Here is a 19,234-nt window from a genome sequence, read left to right on the forward strand (position 1 = left end):
GACCTGTGGGGTAATGCCGCGTAATTGGGTTGTGCGGCACGCGGGGCCGATCTAGCGTCCGGTCTCATGGATGGGGACAGGCCCGCACGGCGGCTCCACATCGACGACCTCGCCGCCTGCCAGCGGCTCGCGGAGGACCGCGACTGGGGGCGTGAAGACCGTAAGTGGCGGTTCCTGTTCTCGGTCGGCGACGTCTACGGCATCGACGACGGGGAGGGCGAACTCGCCGCGGCGACGGTGTCGACCCCATACGGCGGGGACGTCGCGGCCATCAGCATGGTGCTGGTGGCGAAACGCTACGAACGGCGTGGTCTGGGCGGCCGCATCATGCGGCACGTGATGGACAACACCGAAACGAAGAGCTTCTGCCTGACGGCCACCGAATATGGGCGCCCGCTGTACGAGCGTCTGGGATATCGCTCCGTCGGGCTCTGCACGACGTATACGGGCATGGGGAAGGGGCCCTCCAGGCGAGGCGTGTCCGTCCCCGTGGAGGCGGCGGACATGCCTGCCGTCCATGCACTCGACACCGAGGTCTTCGGCGCGGACCGTTCACGGCTGGTCGACGGACTGCCGTCGTTCTGCGAGACGTTCCATGTCGTCCGGGACGAGTCCGGCCTCCGGGGCTTCGGGGGCGTGTGGTGGAACGACTCCAGGGCCGTCGTGGGCCCCGTCACCGCGGAGGACGGCGAGACCGCGCTCGCGCTCGTCGAAGAGATCGTTCCGGCGGGGCCGATCCGCCTGGACATCGACCACCGGCATCCGGAACTGGTCGACTGGGCGCGGCGGCACGGCCTGGAGCCCGCGTTCACCACCACGGTCATGGAGTACGGCGCGCCCATCGCGAACGACCCGTCCCGCCTCCACCTCCCCGTGGCGCAGGCCCTCGGCTGACCTCAGACCGCCCCGGGCTTCGCCGCGGACGGCCTCCCGCCGGGCAGCGCATAGCGGACGATCTTCTTCCAGGTGCCCGTGACCTGCTTCGACAGCGTGCCGGTGTGGTACGGGATGTCGTACTTGTCGCACAGCGCGCGGACGCGCGGGGCGATCTCGCCGTACCGGTTGCTCGGCATGTCCGGAAACAGGTGGTGCTCGATCTGGTGGCTGAGGTTGCCGGTCATCAGGTGGAACAGCCGGCCGCCGGTGATGTTGGCCGAGCCGCACATCTGCCGGACGTACCACTCGCCCTTCGTCTCGCCGTCCAGCCGCTCCTCCTCGAACACCTCCACGTCGCCGGGGAAGTGCCCGCAGAAGATGATCATGTGTGCCCACACGTTGCGGGCCACGTTCGCGGTGGCGTTCGCGGCCAGCGTGGACAGGAACTGCGGACCGCTGAGCAGTGGGAACGCCAGGTAGTCCTTGCCCCACTGGCGGCGGATCTTGCGACCGATGGCGCGCAGCTTCTCCTTCGTGACCGCCTCGTCGGCCGTCCCCGCCCGGATCTTGTCGATCTCCAGGTCGTGCAGCGCCACCCCGTACTCGAAGAACATCGCCAGCAGCAGGTTGTAGAGCGGTTGGGCGAGGTGCGCCGGGGACCACTCCTGCTCGGGGGCGACGCGCAGGATGCCGTAGCCGACGTCGTTGTCCCTGCCGAGCACGTTCGTGAACGTGTGGTGGACGAAGTTGTGCGAGTGCTTCCACTGCTCGGCCGGCGAGACGTTGTCCCACTCCCAGGTCGTGGAATGGATCTTCGGGTCGCGCATCCAGTCCCACTGGCCGTGCATGACGTTGTGCCCGATCTCCATGTTCTCCAGGATCTTCGCGACGGCCAGCGTCGCGGTCCCGGCGATCCAGGCGGGCGGCAGCGCGGAGGCGAGCAGCAGCGCCCGGCCTCCGATCTCCAGCCCGCGCTGCCGGCGGATCACCCGCCGGATGTAGGACGCGTCGCGCTCGCCGAGACCGGACATGATCTCCTCGCGCAGCGCGTCCAGTTCGGCGGCGATCGTCTCGTAGTCCTCGGCCGTCAGATGGTCGGTCATGCCGCTCCTCTCACAGTTCGATCTCCACGGGCCCGGCGGCCGCCGAGACGCAGGTCTGGACGATCTCGCCCTCGTCGCCGTGCACCTCGCCGGTGCGCAGGTCGCGGACCTTGCCGGACGCCAGCCGCCCGACGCAGCCGCGGCAGATGCCCATCCGGCATCCGCTCGGCAGCAGCGCGCCGGCGTCCTCGCCCGCCACCAGGAGGGGCGTGCCACCGTCCGCGTCGGCCGTGACGCCGCTCCTGGTGAACGTGACGCGCCCGCCCTCGCCCCCGCCGCCGGACAGGACGGTGCGAAAGCGCTCGACGCGCAGCCTTTCCCCGATGCCGGCGGCCCGCCAGTGCGCGGCGAGGTCGTCGAGCATGTCGCCCGGCCCGCACGCCCACGCTTCGCGGTCCGCCCAGTCGGGGCAGATGTCGGGTAGGTCGGACGGCTTCAGGCGGCCGTCGGGGGCCGTGTGCCGCTCGTGCAGCCGCACCCCCGGCATCCGGCGCAGTTCCTCGCCGAAGATGACGTCCCCCGCCGTCCGGTCCGAGTGGACGAGCACGGCGTCGGACGCGCCGCCGAGATGCCGCAGCATCGCCATGACCGGCGTGATCCCGCTGCCGGCCGTCACGAACAGCAGCTTGCGGGGGACGGGCGAGGGGAGCGTGAAGTCGCCCCCGGGCGGCGACAGGCGGACGACCGTCCCGGGCCGGATCTCGTCGACCAGGTGCGCCGAGACGAACCCGTCGCGCGCGGCCTTGACGGTGACGGTGATGCGGCCGTCCGGGCGCGGCGGCGACGACAGCGAGAACGTCCGCCAGTGCCGGACGCCGCCGACGTCCACGCCGATCTTGACCCACTGGCCGGGCCGGTGGCCGTTCCACGGCTGTCCCGGCCTGATCACCAGGGTCGCGGTGGACGGGGCCTCGTGCCGGACGGCCTCGATCCGTCCGCGCGGCTCGGCCGTGGACCACAGCGGGTTGACCAGGCCGAGGTAGTCCTCCGGCAGGAGCGGGGTCGTGAGAAGCCGGGCGGCCGCCGCCATCCGGCGTCCCGCGGTGGAGCGGCGTGGGCGGCGCGTTGCGATGGTCAAGGTTCCTCCCCGAGGCGCGCTAACTTACGCTCGCGTAACCTACGGTCGCGTAGGAATCGCGGAGGATTCAAGGCCTCGGCCGCCAAAGCGACAGGCATCACACCATCGCATGATGTTCCATCCGGTGATGTGATGCCCGCTGATAAAAGGCGGTGTGGAAGTTGTCGGCCGGGCACGATTCCTCGTGCCCGGCCGATGAGCGGCCGCCCTCGGCCGATGAGGGGTCGTGCTCAGAACTTGGTCTTCGGCCGCTCCTGCAGAACCCCGTCCACGAAGATGTCGAGCTTCTCGTTGTAGAAGCAGACCAGGCCGGCGACCTTGCGGCTCTCGTCCAGCGGCGTCCGGTACGACCAGGCCAGATCCTCGTGCAGCGTGCCGTTCACCCGTATCGACCAGTATTCCGCGGTGCCCTTGTACGGGCAGTGCGTGGTGGTGTCGGTGTGTTCGAGCAGGTCCATGCGGACATGCGGCTTCGGCAGGTAGTAGCGCACCGGTAGGCCCGTCTCGAACAGCAGTCGCGGGCCGGACGACTCCGCGACCGTCACCCCGTCGACCTCGACCCGGACGTGCCGAGACGCCGCCAGCACGTCCACGCGGGTGTACGGGTCGCGGGGGTGGACGAAGACCTCCTCGTCCTCCTCGAACCAGGCGTCCATCACATCCCAGTCGAGCCGGACGAGGCCGGGCAGCTCGGTATAGCGGAGCGCGGCGCCCGGAGCCTGCGCGCCGTCCACCTTCACCGTGTGGGCGGTCGCGTCGCCCCTGCTCGGCGAACGTGTGCCCGGCCCGTCCTCGACGAGCTCGGCCTGCACGTCCGCCTCGGGGAAGTAGTAGGTCGGGTAGTAGGGGATCTCCCAGACGAGAGACGGATGTGTCGAGTCGGCCACCAGATGGCCGCCGAGGTAAGCCCTGACGCGCTTGCCGCTCTCCTCGATCCGGAGGCTGGTCTTCCGCGATGTGCCCATGCCCTGGGCAACCCCACCGGTTCGGACCCTATTTCATCTAATTCTCACCCTTGACTCACGAACGCCACATGAGTGCTCACGAGCCTCATCTGCATGAATCGGACACTCCTGGTCAACGGCGCGCTGGGCGTGCTGCTCGTCGCCGGGGCCGGAACCGCGTACCTCGCCCTCGGCGACGGAGGCGACGGCGCCGCCGCGTCCACCCGCCTCTCCCGTGTCACGCGCGGAACGGTGGTCTCGTCGGTGTCGGCGTCCGGCTCGGTGGAGAGCGCCCGGAGCCGTTCGCTGTCCTTCGGCGCCTCGGGGACGGTCGCGAAGATCTACGTCAAGGCGGGGCAGAAGGTGAGGTCGGGTGACGTCCTGGCCCGCCTCGACCAGACCGAGGCGATCGAGAACGTCGACGCCGCCAAGGCGAACCTGGCCGTCGCCGCCGACGGGGACACCGCGTCCGAGAAGGGGTACGCCAGTTACGTCCAGGCGAAGAACTCCTACAACTCCGCTCTGCGCGCGTACCAGGGGACCGTCCTGAAGGCCCCGTTCGCCGGGACGGTGACCGCCGTCAACGGGACGGTGGGCGGCGGTTCGAGTGGTTCCTCCTCGTCCTCCTCGGGCTCGGGGTCGGGTTCGGGCTCCGGGTCGGGCTCCGGGTCCTCGTCGCCGACCTCGTCCTCCACCTCGTCGGCGTCGTCGGGCTCGGGCTTCGTCGAGCTCGCCGACACCGCGCACCTCCAGATCGAGGGCGAGTTCACCGAGGCCGACACCACCAAACTGAAGACGGGCCAGGCCGCCGCGGTCACGTTCGACGCGCTCACCGGCAAGACCGCCACCGGCAAGATCACAGCGATCGGAGCGGCGCCGACGACCACCGACAACGTCGTGAAGTTCCCGGCCACGATCGCGCTGGGAGACGTCCCGTCCGGGGTCCGGCTCGGCCAGACCGCCACGGTGGAGATCACCGTCGCGCGGGCGGAGAACGTCCTCTACGTACCGAGCGCGGCGGTCCGGACGGCCGGCGGGCAGAGCACGGTCACCGTCGTGCGCAACGGCAGACAGGTCCCCACCACGGTCGGGACCGGCGTGAAGGGAGACCAGGGCACCGAGATCAGCTCGGGCCTGAACGAGGGCGACCAGGTCGCCGTGACCTCGACGTCCGGCAGCGGCAACACCAGCCAGCGCGGCTTCCCGGGCGGCGGCGGACCGGGCCTCGGCGGCTCGGGCGGCGGCGCTCCGGGCGGCGGAGCGCCGGGCGGCGGAGGCCGTCGATGACCGCGCCGGAGTCCTCCCGCATCCCGCCCGTACTCGACCTGCGCGGCGTGACCAAGGTGTACGGGACGGGCGACACGGCCGTCCACGCCCTGCGGGGCGTCTCGCTGACCGTGGAACGCGGTGACCATGTGGCGATCATGGGCGCGTCGGGCTCGGGCAAGTCGACGCTGATGAACATCATCGGCTGCCTGGACGTGCCGAGCGCCGGCCGCTGCCTCCTCGACGGCATCGACGTCGTCGGCCTCGGCGAGCGCGACCTCGCGATCCTGCGCAACCGCCGCATCGGGTTCGTCTTCCAGTCGTTCAACCTGATCCCGCGGATGACCGCGCAGGCCAACGTCGAACTGCCCCTCGCCTACGGCGGCCTCAAGGGCGCCGACCGGCGGCGCCGCGCCCTCGCCGCCCTGCGCGAGGTGGGGCTCGCCGACCGCACCCGGCACGAGCCGAACGAGCTGTCGGGCGGCCAGCAGCAGCGCGTCGCCGTCGCCCGCGCCCTGGTCACCGCGCCGACGCTGCTCCTCGCGGACGAGCCGACCGGCGCGCTCGACAGCGCCTCCACCGCCGACATCCTCGGCGTCTTCGACCGGCTCAGCCGCACCGGCCGCACCATCGTCGTGATCACCCACGAGGACGACGTCGCCGCGCACGCCAAGCGGATCGTCCGCCTCGTGGACGGCCGCATCGTCGAGGACGTCCGCCGGGAGGCCGCAAGGTGAGCCCCACCGACCTTCGCGTCGCGCGGTTCCGGCCGCGCGATCTCAGCACCCGGCCGCACGCCGCGTCCCCGGCACCGAAGGAGGCTGCGTGAGCGCCCTGGAGATCCTGCGCTTCGCGGTCCGCGGGCTGTCGGCCAACAAGCTGCGCAGCTCCCTCACCACGCTGGGCATCCTGATCGGCGTCGGCGCCGTCATCCTGCTCGTCGCGGTCGGCAACGGCTCGTCGGAGCAGATCAAGAAGAGCATCCAGCGTCTCGGCGCCGACTCCCTCACCGTCACGCCGTCCACCACGGGCCGCGGCGGCCCGGGCGGCTTCGGGGCGACCGACCAGGCCTCGGGCCCGCGCACCCAGGCCCGCGACCTCACCGCGGCGGACGCCGAAGCCCTCACCGCCGCCGGCCAGGCCCCGTCGGTCAGGACCGCTTCACCCGTCGTGACCAGCCAGTCCGTCACGGCGGGGTACGCCGGCACGAGTGCGACCATCGGCCAGTTCGTCGGGACGACCCCGTCCTACTTCGCGGCGGCGAACAAGACCCTCGCGTCCGGCGCCGCGTTCACCGCCGAGGACGTCGCCGCCGCGCGCAAGACGGTCGTGCTCGGCAGCACGGTGGCGTCCGACCTGTTCGGACGGGTGAACCCGATCGGCAAGAAGATCGACGTGGGCGGGATCCGCTTCACCGTCGCCGGCGTCCTCAAGGCGACGGGCTCCTCCTCGTCCACCTTCTCCGACCCGGACAGCATCGCCGTCGCGCCGCTCCCGGCCGTCCAGGAGACCCTCACCGGTTACGGCGCGCTCGACCAGATCATCGTCCAGGCCACCGGCAGCGACGCGGTCGGCGCCGCCGAGGCCGAGGTCACCCAGATCATCGGCCAGCGGCACGACGTGGCCTCCTCGGGCGCCGCCGACTTCACGGTCTCCAGCCAGGCGAGCGTCCAGTCGGCGGTCAGCGAGTCGAGCCGGACCTTCACCGTCCTCCTCGGCGCCGTCGCGGCGATCAGCCTCCTGGTCGGCGGCATCGGCATCACCAACATCATGCTGGTCACCGTCACCGAACGGACCCGCGAGATCGGCATCCGCAAGGCCATCGGCGCCCCGCGCGGCGCGATCCTCGGCCAGTTCATCGCGGAGGCCACCGTCCTCAGCCTCACCGGCGGCCTGCTCGGCGTCCTCGCCGGCGTCATCGGCAGCCTCTTCACCATCGCCGGCGTCAAGCCCGTCCTGGTGCCCTCGTCGATCGTCCTGGCCCTGGCCGTCTCCCTGGCGATCGGCCTGTTCTTCGGCAGCTACCCGGCCAACCGCGCCGCCAAGCTCCGCCCCATCGACGCCCTACGCCACGACTGACCAAGGACCCATGCGCCCCCAACCCGCGCCGCTACCGCCCACGCGCCCGAATGCGGCCGACGAACGCACCTCGCCATCCGCACCCGTCACCCACCCTGACGATGCGCACCCAGCCACGCCTCCCGCCCTTCCCCCTTCCGACAGGCACTCCACTCCGCCGCAGCCGCCCAGGCCGGCGAAAGCCACCAGCACCTTCCACTCCTTCAAGGCGACCGCACGTGGGCGACCTGCCCTTTTGCCCTGGCGGGCGTGCACGGACATCGCCGCCGCGAAGGAGCCGGAGAACCTCCGGAGGATCGCCGCCGACAGGTCGCCGGGGGTGCATCGCCGTTCGCCTGGCGGGCGCAGCATGCGTTCACGGGTGGGCGGGCCGGGGTGGGCGGGGCTGCCGACAGTTGGGGCGAGAGGGACAAATTGGGGCGCCGTTCGTGTGGTGACGGGGCGCTGTGAGTGAGAGGCGGGACATGCCTGAGAACCCGATGGGGGACGCGGAGCTGCTGGCGAGCTCGCCGTTCGACGACGATCTCGACACCGAGCTGGCGGCGCGGCCATCGCCAAGGTCTCTGCCAGGGCCGACGCTCTACCTCGCGGCCGGGGTCCTCCTCGTTGCCGGCTTCCTCGGCGGGGTCCAGACGCACAAATGGTCTTCGGACGGGTCCTCCGGTGCGTCCGCCGGCGGCGATGCCGGAGGGCAGGAGAGAGGACGCGCCAGGACCAACGGCTACGGCGGCCCGCCCGGCGCCTCGGCGCCACAGGGCGGCTATGGCGCCCCGGGCAACGGCGCGAACAGCGGACCGGGCAACGGGCCGGGCGGCGCACCGGGCGGCGCACCGGGCGGCGCACCGGGCGGCGCACCGGGGGGCGCGGCCAACGGGACGGGGTCCCGCCCGGGCGGCGGTTCGGGAACCGCAGGGACGGTGACCAAGGTCGTCGGCAGCACCCTGTACCTGCGCACCGCCTCCGGCGAGACCGTGAAGGTCAGGACCACCGGCACGACCAAGATCCGCATTGTCGAGGACGGCGGGCTGCGCGACCTCGGCGCGGGCACGACCGTCGTCGTCCAGGGTTCCACGGGCCAGGACGGCTCCCTTACCGCGACCACCGTGAACGAAGGCTCCGGCCGTTGACCGCCCCGACCCGCGCCAGGTTCCTGACGTGGGGATCGGCGGAGCGAAGAAGGAGGAAGATCTCGATGGGCACCACGCGCGCAATCCGGATGCTCGGCACCCTGGCCGTCGGTGGGGCGATCCTGCTGAGCACGGCCTGCGGAAGCGGCGACACCGCCGCGGGCTCGGGCAAGACGGCCGGAGCCGACCCCATGGCCTCGTTCCGCGCCTGCCTTGAGAAGCAGGGCGTCGATCTCCCAGGCGGCGGCAGAGCCCCAGGTGGAGCACCACCATCAGCCCGCGCGTCGGATCGTCCGCGCGGCGCCCCGACAACTCGTCCAAGCGGCGCCCCAGGGGGGCCACGAAGTGGACGCCCCTCCGGCGCCCCGACAGGCCGACCAGACGGACTCCCGACCGGTGGCCGCCCCTCCGGCGTTCCGACCGACCGCCCGACGAGGTCCGCGGCAGAGCAGAAAGCCATGCAGGCGTGCGCCTCCCTGGCCCCACGGCGCGGCAACGGCAGAGGGCAGGACGCCCCGCCCGCGCCCCCGCAACAGACCAGCAGAAACTGACCCAGCCGAGGCGGGTCAGGCCGGGATGGGTGGGGTTTGTTTTGGTTTGCGGGGGACGGCGAGCACGGGGACCAGGGCCGCCACCAGGAACACGGCCATCCACCAGAAGGTGTCGGTGAAGGCGTTCGCCAGGAGGGACGGTGAATCTGCCGTGTGGTGTGCGGCGGCCTCGTCCAGACTGCCGGATGCGCCCGGGATCTCGTGGCGGATCCCGATCTGGAGGACGACCGCCGTCACCGCCGTGCCGAACGAACTGCCGACGCGGACCAGGATGTTCGCGCCCGTGGTCGCGGCCGGCACCGCTTCGCGGGGGAGGCCCTGGTAGGCCATCGCCATCAGGGGCGGCGCGATCATGCCGTGGCCGAGACCGACGACCAGCATCGCGCCCATGATCGTGGTTCGTCCGGTGCCGGGGGAGAGGGTGGTGAGGGCCACGGTTCCGGCGAGCACGCAGAGGATGCCGCCGACCACGAGCCACCGTCCGCCGAAGCGGTCGCCGAGCCGCCCCGACACCGACATGGTGGCCATCGCGCCGAGCCCCATCGGTGCCAGCAGCCAGCCCGCGTCCAGGGCCGACTCCCCGCGGACGATCCCCGCGAACAACGGAACGAGGATCATCAGGCCGAACATCGCGGCGCTGTAGAGGAAGAACCCGCCGGTCGCGGCGGTGAAGGCCCGGGTGCTCAGGCGGCGCAGGTCGATGAGGGCGCCGTCGCCCCTGCGGAACGCGTGCGCCGCGAACGCCGCAACGAGGACACCGCCGGCGATCGCGGTGACGAGGAAGCGTCCACTGGTCAGGTGGGTCCCGTTGCCGGCCTCCGACAGCGCGTACACCAGGGCCGCCAGGCCGGGGGACAGGAGCAGCATGCCGATGACGTCCAGCCGGGCGTCCTTGCTGCGCTCACCGTCGCGGGGCAGCATTCGCAGGGCGGCGAGCAGCGCCAGCGCGCAGAACGGGACGTTCACGAAGAACATCCACCGCCAGCTCAGGTTGTCGACGATCACGCCGCCGAGCAGCGGGCCCAGGGCCGGGGCCAGCATCGCGGGCACCGAGACGATGCTCATCACGCGGCCCATCCGGTCGGGCCCGGCCTCCCGGACGAGCATCGTCTGCCCGACGGGCATCAGCATGCCGCCGCCGAATCCCTGCAGGACGCGGAACGCGATCAGTGAGGGCACCGACCAGGCGAGCCCGCACAGCAGCGACCCGCCGATGAACAGGCCGAGCGAGACGAGCCACATCGTCCGGGCCCCGAACCGCCGCACCGACCACGCGGTCAGCGGGATCGCCATCGAGAGGGCGAGGGTGTAGCCGGTCACGACCCACTGGATGGTCGAGAGCGAGGTGCCGAAGTCACGGCCCAGCGCGGTGATCGCGACGTTGACGATCGTGCTGTCCAGGACCGTCATGATCGCGCCGAGCACCACGACGACCGCGAGATTGCGCAGGTGCGGATCGATGGGCGCCTTCTGGACGGGCGGTGCGGTGTCTGCCGTGGTCATCCCGTTCCCCTCCGGTTTCCGTACACCGTATCGGCAACACCATACAGCGTCTCGCCCGTTCCGTACACCGTATCGATACGCCGTATCGCGTACGATCTCTGGTGTGGCGGCAACACCGAGGTCAGGCGATGTGTGGACGCGTCAGCGCGGCGGACGCCGGCCGAAGCTGACACGCGAGGCGATCGTCGAAGCGGCGATCAGGCTGGCGGACGCGGAGGGCCTGGACGCGGTGTCGATCCGCCGCATCGCGAGCGAGCTGGGCGTCCGGGCGATGAGCCTCTACACGCACATCGATGCGAAGGAAGACCTGCTCGACCTGATGTACGACGAGGTCGCCGAAGAGGTCCTGGTCCAGGGCGAGCTGCCGGGCGGCTGGCGCGAGGCGATGATGGAGATCGCCCGGAAGGAGCGCGAGGCAGGGCTGCGGCACCCCTGGATGCTGCAACTCGCGGGACGTTCCCCGCGTATCGGACCCAACGGCCTGCGCCACATCGAGCAGTCCATGGCCGCCGCCGCCCGGCTCACCGACGATCCGGACGGCATGCTGGCCATCGTCAAGACGATCGACCACTACATGCTGGGCTTCATCACGATGGAGCGGCAGGTCGCCGAGGCCGCCCCGCAACGCGTCCAGACGACCCCCTTGGAGCAGTCGTACGTACAGCTGCTGGTGGAACGGGGCGAGCTCCCTCACCTCAAACCCTTCTTGGAGACGAGCTTCTACCGCGGCGACAGCTTCGAGCTGGGTCTCAAGTGGCTGCTGGACGGCATCGAACACGAATACCGAGGGAAGTAGCCCTCGACCACCATGCCGACGTAGCGTAGGCGGCGGCGTACGTGCCGCTACGACGAGACGGGGACCGGGTGCGGGCAGCGAGACTCATCAGCGTGGCTACTGTGCTGGTCCTGGCGACGGCCACCGGCTGCGACGGCGGCGACAAGAACACGAGCCAGGCCGCGAGCGTCCCCACGGGCCTCGGTCAGTTCTACGGTCAGAAGCTGTCCTGGAAGGGCTGTGGCAACGGCTTCGAGTGCGCGACCGTACAGGTCCCCTTGGACTACACCAAGCCGTCCGGCGGGAAGGTCGGCATCTCGCTCATCAGGCTCCCTGCCGAAGACAAGTCCGAACGGATCGGTTCGCTTCTCACCAATCCCGGGGGGCCGGGCGGTTCCGGGGTCGACTTCGTTCGCCAGGCTGCCCGCACCTTCGGGAGTGACCTGCGCCGCCGTTTCGACATCGTCGGCTTCGACCCGCGTGGGGTGGCGTCCAGCGACCCCGTCCGCTGCAACACCGGACCCCAGTTGGACGAGTTCTTCGCCACCGACGCATCCCCGGACGACCCGAACGAGACCAACAAGCTGGGCAGCGAAAGCAGCGCCTTCGCACAGCGCTGCAAGGCCAAGGCCGACTCGGAGCTTCCCCACGTCGGCACGGTCAACGCCGCCCGCGACATGGACGTCCTACGCGCCGCCTTGGGCGACCAGAAGCTCACCTACTACGGCGCCTCCTACGGCACGTACCTGGGCGCCTTCTACGCCGAGCAGTTCCCCAAGAACGTCCGAGCCCTCGTTCTGGACGGCGCCGTCGACCCGAAGCTGTCGTCCACCGACCTCCTGATCGAGCAGGCCAAGGGCTTCGAAACCGCCCTCCGAGCCTTCGCCGACGACTGCGTGAAGACGGGTAGCTGCCCCTTCGGCAACACCCCGGACGCGGTCATCGGCCAGGTCTCCTCCTTCCTCACGTCCACGGACAAGAAGCCTCTGAGCAACACGCGCGACTCCCGCAAGGTCACCGAGTCCCTGGCCGTGATGGGCATCGCCCGGGCCCTTTACGTCAAGGAGTACTGGCCCGTCCTGCGCCAGGCGCTCACCCAGGCGACGCAGAAGGGCGACGGCACCCTTCTCCTGGCGCTCGCGGACGAGATGGTCGAACGCAAGGCGAACGGCACCTACAGCAACCAGACCGACGCCAACATGGCCGTCAACTGCGTCGACAAGCCCAACCCGTCGAACCTCGCCGCCTACGGCAAGGCCGCAGAGCAAGCGAAGAAGGTCGCGCCCCGCTTCGGACCGTTCGTCGTCTGGGGCGGCCTCCCGTGCGTCTACTGGCCCTCCCAGACCGAACAGGCCCCCAAGCCCATCACCGCCAAGGGCGCCACTCCCATCGTCGTCATCGGAACCATCCGCGACCCCGCAACCCCCTACAAGTGGGCCCAGAGCCTGGCCGGCCAGCTCTCCAGCGGCGTCCTCCTCACCTTCGACGGCGACGGCCACACTGCCTACCTCCAAGGCAACTCCTGCATCACCAAGGCCACCGACGACTACCTGATCAGCACCGACCCGCCCAAGAACGGGACCACCTGCCGCTGAATAACCAGTGCACGCCCACCCCCCAACACCCGGTAGACTGCTTCCCGCCGTGCCCGCACGGCACGCCGCCTTAGCTCAGTCGGCAGAGCGATTCACTCGTAATGAATAGGTCATCGGTTCGATTCCGATAGGCGGCTCCACGTCAGAGGCCCCTTCCGATCCCGGAAGGGGCCTTTTGCTGACTGCGGTGTCCAGTTAGAGGCGCGCCAGCAGGGCTTGGGTGTGGTCGCGTTCGGCCTGTGCGTCCAGGTTTTCGAACGCCGTGAGGGCGCGGGCGAGTTCGGTGCGATCGTTGTGGAGGCGCCCGCGGGCGCGGGCGAGGCAGGCTGCGGCCCAGGTGTTCTCTTCGGCGAGCGGGGTGGCCGCCGCCAGCAGGTCCGGCGCGTCGGGGAGGCGTGCCGCCGCGGCCAGTTCCGCGCCCGCCGCCCGCGCGTACACGAGGTATTTGTCCAGTGAGGCGTCGACCGCGAACGCCCTGCGTACGAGGGGTTCGGCGGTGTCGTACCGCTCGTCGTGGAGGGCGAGGCGGGCGTCGACGAACGCCGCGACCGGTGCCGTGCCGAGCATGCCGCCGGCCACCTCCGCGGCACGCGCCCGCCACAGCGCCACCGCCCCCGCCTCCTCGATCATCGCGCTGGCCAGCACCGTCATGCTCACGGCCGGCAGCATCCAGAGCGGGGCGGGGCGTCCGGCGCGTTCCCATTGGTCCAGCATTCGTTCGGCGTGGCCGATCGCGTCGTGGAAGCGGCCGGTCAGCACGAGCGGCTGGACGAGGCGGCTGGCCGTGAGGTGGGTGTCGCGCAGCAGGTCGTCGCCGATGCCCGCGCGGGCGGCGGCCAGCGCGCCGGGCAGGTCGCCGGTCATGATCGCGTAGGCGCAGGCGCGGCCGTAGGTGTTGCAGATCTCCGATGCGCAGTACGGGTCGTCGCGGTCCATGGACGGCAGCAGCGCGAGGCGTTCGCGGGTGATGCGGTCGGCCTCGCGCAGTCGTCCGGCGTGCAGTGCCGCGGTCCCGGCCGCACACAGGCCGGAGCTGATCAGGACGGGATCCGCGGTCGCCCGGGTGGCGGCGAGGGCGGTCGACGCCAGTTCGGGGTCCGGCGCGCCCCGGTCCGGGCCGGCGAGCCACGCGCGGGCCAGGGCCAGGCGCGCCGTGACCGCCGGGTCGTCGCCGGGCCCGGCCGCGACCGCCTCGTCGAGGAGGCCGCGCAGGCGCTCGTACGGGACGCCGGGCTCGAACGCCTCGGGGAACCGGCAGGCCGTCTCGACCGCGCGGGCCAGGTCGATCGCCCGGCCGCGGTCGTCGCCGGCCCGTGCCGCCTGTTCGGCGGCCTCCAGGAGCAGCTCGAACACGTGCTGGTCGGAGGTGGTGCTGACGTGCGCGCACCCGGCCCCCGCGCGCAGGTCGCGTGCCGCCGACGCGGCGCTCGTCGCGAGCGCGGCGGCGGTCCGGTGGTGGGCGAAGGACTCCAGCAGGTGGCGGCGGGCGAAGGTCAGGTGCGCCAGCGCGCTCGCCAGCCGGTGCGTCACCTCGCCCGGGCCGCCGGCCGCGGCCAGCGCGACGCGCAGGTCCGCGGCCATGGCGTCGAAGTCCTCGCGCCAGGTGGGATCGCCGATCCTGACCTCCGTGGCGGACGCCGCGTCGGCGGCCCAGCAGAGGTGCCGCGCCCGGGTCTTGTCCTCCTCGCCCGCGGCCGTCATCTGCGCCAGCGCGAACGCGCGTACGGTCTCCAGCAGGCGCCAGCGGCTGACCCGCCCGCGCACGTGCACCACGAGGCTCTTGTCGACCAGCCGGCCGAGCAGGTCCGCGACGCCCGCGCGATCCCCGCCGACGGCGGCCGCGGCGTCCATGTCGAAGGCCCCGACGAACACCCCGAGCCGCCGGAACAGCGTCTGCTCCTCCTCATCGAGCAGGTCGTAGCTCCACGACAGGACCGCGCGCAGCGAACGGTGCCGCTCGTCGCCGCCGCGTACGCCGGACAGCAGCCGCAGCGCGTCGTCGAGCGCCGTGAGCAGTCCCGTGGGGCCCAGCGACGCGCCCCGGGCCGCGGCCAGCTCGATCGCCAGCGGCATGCCGTCCAGCCGCGCGCACAGTTCCGCGACCACCGCGGGATCGGCCACGAACTGGGGGTCCGCGGCCAGCGCCCGGTCGTGGAACAGCCGCTCGGCGTCCGAGCCCAGCGGCAGCGGGGCGATCGGCACGCTGCGCTCGCTCGGTACGCCGAGGCGTTCCCGGCTGGTCACCAGGACGCGGGTGCCGGGGCAGGCGGCCAGGATCCGCTCGGCGAACTCGGCGGCCTCGTCGATCACGTGCTCGCAGTTGTCCAGGACGAGCAGCGACCGCCCGGTGCCCAGCCGCGCCGCGACCGCCTCCTCCAGTGGCTGGTGCGAGCCCTCGGTCACCCCGAGCGCGGTCGCGACCGCGCGGGCCACGAACCCGTCGCGTACCGGCACCAGGTCCACGAACGCCCCACCGGACGGGAACAGCGCCACGGCCTCCTCGGCAGCCACCGCGGCCAGCCGGGTCTTGCCCACCCCGCCCGGGCCCAGCAGCGTCACCAGCCGGGCCTGCTCGATCGCGGCCAGGACGGCGGCGCGCTCGGCCGCACGGCCCACGAACGTCGTCCCGGACACCGGCAACCCGGCCATCCGGCCCGGCTCCCGCTCCCCGGACCGGGCCAGCTCGGCCAGCGCCCACCGGTCGGCCATGCCGTACTTGCGGAGCAGCGACGACACGTGACTCTCCACCGTGCGCACGGAGATGTGCAGCCGATTCGCGATCTGCGCGTTGGACAGCCGCGCACCCAGCGCGGCCAGCACCTCGGCCTCCCGCTCAGAGATCCGCTCCGCCACCCTGGGCCCCTTTCCGTGGCAGCGTCCGTGGTGTTCTGCGGTCAGCACGGATGACCGCACGACCCCGTCGGGGCGACGCTGGAATCACCTGACAGGGGAGGACACCATGAACACCCTAACCGTGCGCCCCGCCACAGAGCTGGACGAACTCCTCACCGCCGTACGCGGCGCGGTCGCCCGCGACGCCGACTGGCGTGAGACCGCGTCGTACGTGGGCGAGGCACTGCGCGAGCACCTGCCCTCGCCCGGCTTGCTTCCCGCGGATCTGTTCGGCGGCGAACGCGGCACGTACCGCAGCCGGCGCCTGCATGTGGAGCCGGACGGCTCGTTCTCGATGGTGGCGATCGTCTGGCAGCCCGGCGCGCTGACCCGCGTCCACGACCACGTGACCTGGTGCGTGTTCGGCGTCCTGGCCGGCGTGGAGCACGAGGACCTGTACACCCTCTCCGAAGACGGCACGACCCTGATCGAGGCCGGCCACAACCCGAACACGACCGGTGAGGTCAGCGCCTTCGCCCCGCCCGGCGACATCCACCGTGTCCGTAACGTCGGCGACGAGACCGCCGTCTCCCTGCACATCTACGGCACCGACCTGAACCGCATCGGCTCCAGCGCCCGACGCTTCTACGACCTCCCGATCCAGAGCTGACAGGAGACACGACATGACCACGCCGAACGAGACCACCGAGATCCTGAACCGTCCGCTGAGCCGGGAGATGCTGGCCCGCGACATCACCCGCCTGGCCTACGTCGCCAAGGACGGCACGCCGCGGAACGTTCCCGTCGGGTTCAGCTGGAACGGCACCGAGATCGTCATGTGCACCGCGTTGAACGCCCCGAAGCTCGCCCACCTCCGCCAGAACCCGGCGGTCGCCCTGACGATCGACACCGAAGTGCACCCGCCCAAGATCCTGCTCATCCGCGGCCAGGCCGAGCTCGACGTCACCGACGGCATCCCGGACGAGTACCTCGAAATGAACAGCACCTACCAGATGACGCCGGAGCAGCGGGTCGAGTGGGAGGCAGGAGTGCGTTCGCTGTACCACGAGGGCATGGTCCGCATCGTCGTCACACCGACCTGGGCGAAACTGATCGACTTCGAGACGACCCTTCCGAGCGCCGTCGAGGAACTGATCCAGCAGCAGGCCGAACGCCAGGCGTCCGACTCCTGAGGGCAGGCGACATGACACTTCGCATGGACCACGTCAGCATCGTCGTCGCCGACCTCGAAGCCGCCGTCGCCTTCTTCGCCGAACTCGGCATGGAACTGGAGGGCAGGGCCCCGATCGAGGGCCGCTCGGCGGAGCGGGTCAACGGATTCGACGACCTCCGCGCCGAAATCGCGATGATGCGGACCGTGGACGGCCACGGCAAGCTCGAACTGACGAAGTTCCACGCGCCGGCGGCGATCAGCGCCGATCCCGACCCCGCACCGTCGAACACGCTGGGCATCCGCAGCATCATGTTCGAAGTGGACGACGTCGAGGACGCCGTCGCCCGCCTGCGCCCCCACGGCGCCGAACTCGTCGGCGAGATCGCTCGGTACGAGGACGCCTACCTGCTCTGCTACGTCCGCGGCCCCCAGGGCATCATCGTCGCGCTCGCCGAGAAACTTCGGTGAGCAGCGTGACCTGCGGCGGCCGTCCAGCACCCGGACTGCTGGACGGCCACCTCCACGCCGCAGCCGACACGGACGAGATGCGGCCCGCCGAGCCTTCCGCGCACCCCCACACCCTGCCGGATGAGGACTTTCAACACGTCTTCAAGGACGCCGCTACGCGTCCCCCGTGGGCGTAGTGCGTTTGCCCAGGTCGCATTAGTCTGCCGGGCATGCGCATGCTGCACCTCGGGCTGCGGGTCACCGACCTGGAACGCTCGCTCGCCTTCTACGCCGCGCTCGGGTACGCCAAGGTCGGCAGCGTCCCCGAAACCGGCTTCGGCAGTCTCACCATGCTCCAACTGCCTGACGATCCGTTCGTCAGCCTTGAGCTCGTGCACGATCCCGCGAGACCGGTCGAGGACACCAGCGCCGTCAACCACCTGGTCGTCCAGGTGGACGATCTCAAGGCCGCGATCGCCGATCTGGCGGCCAACGGCGTCACGGCCGAGCCGCCGGCCGAACCGGGGCCGGGGGTCCGGACATCATGGCTGACCGACCCCGACGGCTACCGGATCGAGCTCGTGCAGTGGCCGCCCGGCCATCCGCCAGGCATGACGAAAGCCGACTTCGTCTGAGACGGCACAACGGGTGTCGAGGTTCTGACCAGTGCCTCGTCTCGTGCCTGCTCCAGGGGCTGGGACCGCATTAACCTTCGGCGGATGCAGAACCGTCCAGACCAGGTCCCCGCGCTCCTCGATGGCCCAGGCGTCGAGGTGACGGATGCTCGTGAACTCCTCCTCGGATACCTGGAGTGGTATCGCGAGGCATTGATGCGCAAACTCTCCGGGGTGCCGGACGACGAGCTCCGCGCGCCGGTCGAGCCGTTGGGGTGGTCGCCGCTCGGGTTGGTGCAGCATCTCGGCTGGGTCGAACGCCGGTGGATGCGCTGGGGCTTCGCCGCCGAAGACGTTCTCGCCTACCCGCCCGGGGGCGATGCGGCCGAATGGACGATTCCTCTTGACCGGTCCACCGCACAGGTCATGGACGCTTACCGTCTGAAGGTCGCCCGGACACGCACGCTGGTGGAGGGTGCCTCGCTAGACGACAAGGCCCGCCTGGGCGGTCGCTTCCGTACGTCCGATCAAGCTCCGTCCCTCGGCAGGATCCTCTTCCACCTGCTCCAGGAGTACGCGCGCCACGTCGGTCACCTCGACGTCGCCCGCGAGCTGCTGGACGGGACGACCGGCGAGTAGCGCCGTCGGCGCGGCATTGCTCGATCGGAACCAGTCAACTGAGGTCTTCGACCCCACCACGACCACGGCGCCTCCAAGACGAGCCGACCTGACCGTTCGGGCATCCGAAGGCCGGCGAGTGGTTCTCCACTCGCATCGCGTGCGCCTGACGCACTTTGGTCAGTCGGTCAGGTGCTCGGCGAGGATCTTCAGATGGGTGTCGCGGGCCTCGGCGTGGCAGCGGCGGCCGTCGTCGGTGATCTCCACGAAGACGCCGCGGCGGTCGGCCTCGCAGAGCCCGCGCACGACGTAGCCGTGCTTCTCCAGGCGGGCGACCGTCCGGGACAGGGCGCTCTGGCTGAGGTACATGGCCGCGGCGATGTCCTGCATGCGACGCTTCTCACAGGCTTGATCGACGAGACGGTCGAGCGTCTCGTACTCGCTCATGCTCAGGCCGTGGGCGTCCTGCAGAGCGCGGTCCAGCGCGCACGCGACCGTGTTGTAGCAGGTCGCCAGCTTGCGCCAGCGGTCGACCAGAGCAGACTCCGCCTCCATGCCGCGCATCGTACCATGCGTGCGCATCAGATGCACAGGCATTAAATTCGACGGAACTTTGTGCGTGGACATTTGATGCATGTGCATGTACTGTCCT

19 protein-coding genes and 1 tRNA gene are annotated in these 19,234 nt (G+C 71.0%); 14 read left to right on the forward strand and 6 right to left on the reverse strand.

Translation table 11 applies throughout. From position 1 onward, the window contains the following. Positions 1 to 66: 66 nt before the first annotated feature. Entirely contained in the window at positions 67 to 894 is an 828-nt protein-coding gene (locus AB0H37_RS31555) for a GNAT family N-acetyltransferase (RefSeq protein ID WP_360616624.1), read from the forward strand. A 2-nt stretch (positions 895 to 896) separates the two neighbouring features. Here AB0H37_RS31555 and AB0H37_RS31560 read toward each other — a convergent pair whose 3' ends face one another. The 3 genes from AB0H37_RS31560 to AB0H37_RS31570 form a co-directional block, all read right to left on the reverse strand. After that, positions 897 to 1,979: an acyl-CoA desaturase gene (locus AB0H37_RS31560; RefSeq protein ID WP_360616625.1), complete on the reverse strand. Its 1,083-nt coding sequence runs from the start codon at positions 1,977 to 1,979 to the stop codon at positions 897 to 899. Between the two features lie 10 nt (positions 1,980 to 1,989). Beyond that, the gene (locus tag AB0H37_RS31565) at positions 1,990 to 3,057 is read right to left on the reverse strand and encodes a ferredoxin reductase (protein ID WP_360616626.1); all 1,068 of its coding nucleotides are present in this window, start codon (positions 3,055 to 3,057) and stop codon (positions 1,990 to 1,992) included. Between the two features lie 230 nt (positions 3,058 to 3,287). Next, positions 3,288 to 4,022: a DUF427 domain-containing protein gene (locus tag AB0H37_RS31570; RefSeq protein ID WP_360616627.1), complete on the reverse strand. Its 735-nt coding sequence runs from the start codon at positions 4,020 to 4,022 to the stop codon at positions 3,288 to 3,290. A gap of 93 nt (positions 4,023 to 4,115) precedes the next feature. On the opposite strand from AB0H37_RS31570, the gene AB0H37_RS31575 reads away from it, so the two are divergent. The 4 genes from AB0H37_RS31575 to AB0H37_RS31590 all read left to right on the forward strand — a co-directional run bounded on the left by AB0H37_RS31575 (position 4,116) and on the right by AB0H37_RS31590 (position 8,473). Continuing rightward, positions 4,116 to 5,288 carry an efflux RND transporter periplasmic adaptor subunit gene (locus AB0H37_RS31575; RefSeq protein WP_360616628.1) on the forward strand — a complete coding sequence of 391 codons (1,173 nt, stop codon included), beginning with the start codon at positions 4,116 to 4,118 and terminating at the stop codon, positions 5,286 to 5,288. Continuing rightward, positions 5,285 to 6,004, forward strand: coding sequence for an ABC transporter ATP-binding protein (locus AB0H37_RS31580; RefSeq protein WP_329098221.1), 720 nt, complete (start codon positions 5,285 to 5,287; stop codon positions 6,002 to 6,004). The genes AB0H37_RS31575 and AB0H37_RS31580 overlap by 4 nt, the downstream gene beginning before the upstream one ends. A gap of 88 nt (positions 6,005 to 6,092) precedes the next feature. After that, complete coding sequence (locus AB0H37_RS31585) at positions 6,093 to 7,346, forward strand: ABC transporter permease (RefSeq protein ID WP_329098223.1); 1,254 nt, start codon at positions 6,093 to 6,095, stop codon at positions 7,344 to 7,346. Between the two features lie 464 nt (positions 7,347 to 7,810). Continuing rightward, on the forward strand, positions 7,811 to 8,473 hold the full coding sequence (locus AB0H37_RS31590; RefSeq protein ID WP_360616629.1) for a hypothetical protein: 663 nt from the start codon (positions 7,811 to 7,813) through the stop codon (positions 8,471 to 8,473). A 566-nt stretch (positions 8,474 to 9,039) separates the two neighbouring features. Here AB0H37_RS31590 and AB0H37_RS31595 read toward each other — a convergent pair. Then, positions 9,040 to 10,527, reverse strand: a complete 1,488-nt coding sequence (locus AB0H37_RS31595; protein ID WP_360616630.1) for an MDR family MFS transporter — start codon at positions 10,525 to 10,527, stop codon at positions 9,040 to 9,042. A 130-nt stretch (positions 10,528 to 10,657) separates the two neighbouring features. Between AB0H37_RS31595 and AB0H37_RS31600 the strand changes: the two genes are divergently transcribed. The 3 genes from AB0H37_RS31600 to AB0H37_RS31610 all read left to right on the forward strand — a co-directional run bounded on the left by AB0H37_RS31600 (position 10,658) and on the right by AB0H37_RS31610 (position 13,037). Beyond that, a complete protein-coding gene (locus AB0H37_RS31600; RefSeq protein WP_329098229.1) occupies positions 10,658 to 11,323 on the forward strand; it encodes a TetR/AcrR family transcriptional regulator in 666 nt (221 codons plus the stop codon). A gap of 92 nt (positions 11,324 to 11,415) precedes the next feature. Continuing rightward, positions 11,416 to 12,897 carry an alpha/beta hydrolase gene (locus tag AB0H37_RS31605; protein ID WP_360616631.1) on the forward strand — a complete coding sequence of 494 codons (1,482 nt, stop codon included), beginning with the start codon at positions 11,416 to 11,418 and terminating at the stop codon, positions 12,895 to 12,897. A gap of 64 nt (positions 12,898 to 12,961) precedes the next feature. Further along, positions 12,962 to 13,037, forward strand: a tRNA-Thr gene (locus AB0H37_RS31610). Between the two features lie 55 nt (positions 13,038 to 13,092). Here the strand turns inward: AB0H37_RS31610 and AB0H37_RS31615 are convergent. Next, complete coding sequence (locus tag AB0H37_RS31615) at positions 13,093 to 15,750, reverse strand: LuxR C-terminal-related transcriptional regulator (RefSeq protein WP_360616632.1); 2,658 nt, start codon at positions 15,748 to 15,750, stop codon at positions 13,093 to 13,095. 106 nt (positions 15,751 to 15,856) lie between these two features. On the opposite strand from AB0H37_RS31615, the gene AB0H37_RS31620 reads away from it, so the two are divergent. From AB0H37_RS31620 to AB0H37_RS31645, 6 genes are all read left to right on the forward strand, one after another. Next, on the forward strand, positions 15,857 to 16,399 hold the full coding sequence (locus tag AB0H37_RS31620; protein ID WP_360616633.1) for a cysteine dioxygenase family protein: 543 nt from the start codon (positions 15,857 to 15,859) through the stop codon (positions 16,397 to 16,399). A 13-nt stretch (positions 16,400 to 16,412) separates the two neighbouring features. Next, a complete protein-coding gene (locus AB0H37_RS31625; RefSeq protein ID WP_329098258.1) occupies positions 16,413 to 16,922 on the forward strand; it encodes a pyridoxamine 5'-phosphate oxidase family protein in 510 nt (169 codons plus the stop codon). 11 nt (positions 16,923 to 16,933) lie between these two features. After that, positions 16,934 to 17,371, forward strand: a complete 438-nt coding sequence (locus AB0H37_RS31630) for a VOC family protein (RefSeq protein ID WP_360616634.1) — start codon at positions 16,934 to 16,936, stop codon at positions 17,369 to 17,371. Further along, positions 17,368 to 17,547: a hypothetical protein gene (locus tag AB0H37_RS31635; protein ID WP_360616635.1), complete on the forward strand. Its 180-nt coding sequence runs from the start codon at positions 17,368 to 17,370 to the stop codon at positions 17,545 to 17,547. The genes AB0H37_RS31630 and AB0H37_RS31635 overlap by 4 nt, the downstream gene beginning before the upstream one ends. A gap of 33 nt (positions 17,548 to 17,580) precedes the next feature. Then, entirely contained in the window at positions 17,581 to 17,985 is a 405-nt protein-coding gene (locus tag AB0H37_RS31640) for a VOC family protein (protein ID WP_360616636.1), read from the forward strand. 84 nt (positions 17,986 to 18,069) lie between these two features. Further along, positions 18,070 to 18,603, forward strand: a complete 534-nt coding sequence (locus AB0H37_RS31645; protein ID WP_360616637.1) for a DinB family protein — start codon at positions 18,070 to 18,072, stop codon at positions 18,601 to 18,603. A gap of 159 nt (positions 18,604 to 18,762) precedes the next feature. Here AB0H37_RS31645 and AB0H37_RS31650 read toward each other — a convergent pair whose 3' ends face one another. Next, positions 18,763 to 19,137 carry a MarR family transcriptional regulator gene (locus AB0H37_RS31650; RefSeq protein WP_179837871.1) on the reverse strand — a complete coding sequence of 125 codons (375 nt, stop codon included), beginning with the start codon at positions 19,135 to 19,137 and terminating at the stop codon, positions 18,763 to 18,765. Between the last annotated feature and the right edge of the window lie 97 nt (positions 19,138 to 19,234).

The organism is Actinomadura sp. NPDC023710, from assembly GCF_040639875.1.
GTDB lineage: Bacteria > Actinomycetota > Actinomycetes > Streptosporangiales > Streptosporangiaceae > Spirillospora > Spirillospora citrea.

Excerpts from the sequence above, each read along its gene's own strand:
- AB0H37_RS31555 (WP_360616624.1), top strand. The coding sequence starts at position 67 with ATGGATGGGGACAGGCCCGCACGGCGGCTCCACATCGACGACCTCGCC.
- AB0H37_RS31560 (WP_360616625.1), bottom strand. The coding sequence starts at position 1,979 with ATGACCGACCATCTGACGGCCGAGGACTACGAGACGATCGCCGCCGAA.
- AB0H37_RS31570 (WP_360616627.1), bottom strand. The coding sequence starts at position 4,022 with ATGGGCACATCGCGGAAGACCAGCCTCCGGATCGAGGAGAGCGGCAAG.
- AB0H37_RS31575 (WP_360616628.1), top strand. The coding sequence starts at position 4,116 with ATGAATCGGACACTCCTGGTCAACGGCGCGCTGGGCGTGCTGCTCGTC.
- AB0H37_RS31580 (WP_329098221.1), top strand. The coding sequence starts at position 5,285 with ATGACCGCGCCGGAGTCCTCCCGCATCCCGCCCGTACTCGACCTGCGC.
- AB0H37_RS31590 (WP_360616629.1), top strand. The coding sequence starts at position 7,811 with ATGCCTGAGAACCCGATGGGGGACGCGGAGCTGCTGGCGAGCTCGCCG.
- AB0H37_RS31595 (WP_360616630.1), bottom strand. The coding sequence starts at position 10,527 with ATGACCACGGCAGACACCGCACCGCCCGTCCAGAAGGCGCCCATCGAT.
- AB0H37_RS31620 (WP_360616633.1), top strand. The coding sequence starts at position 15,857 with ATGAACACCCTAACCGTGCGCCCCGCCACAGAGCTGGACGAACTCCTC.
- AB0H37_RS31625 (WP_329098258.1), top strand. The coding sequence starts at position 16,413 with ATGACCACGCCGAACGAGACCACCGAGATCCTGAACCGTCCGCTGAGC.
- AB0H37_RS31630 (WP_360616634.1), top strand. The coding sequence starts at position 16,934 with ATGACACTTCGCATGGACCACGTCAGCATCGTCGTCGCCGACCTCGAA.
- AB0H37_RS31640 (WP_360616636.1), top strand. The coding sequence starts at position 17,581 with ATGCGCATGCTGCACCTCGGGCTGCGGGTCACCGACCTGGAACGCTCG.
- AB0H37_RS31645 (WP_360616637.1), top strand. The coding sequence starts at position 18,070 with ATGCAGAACCGTCCAGACCAGGTCCCCGCGCTCCTCGATGGCCCAGGC.
- AB0H37_RS31650 (WP_179837871.1), bottom strand. The coding sequence starts at position 19,137 with ATGGAGGCGGAGTCTGCTCTGGTCGACCGCTGGCGCAAGCTGGCGACC.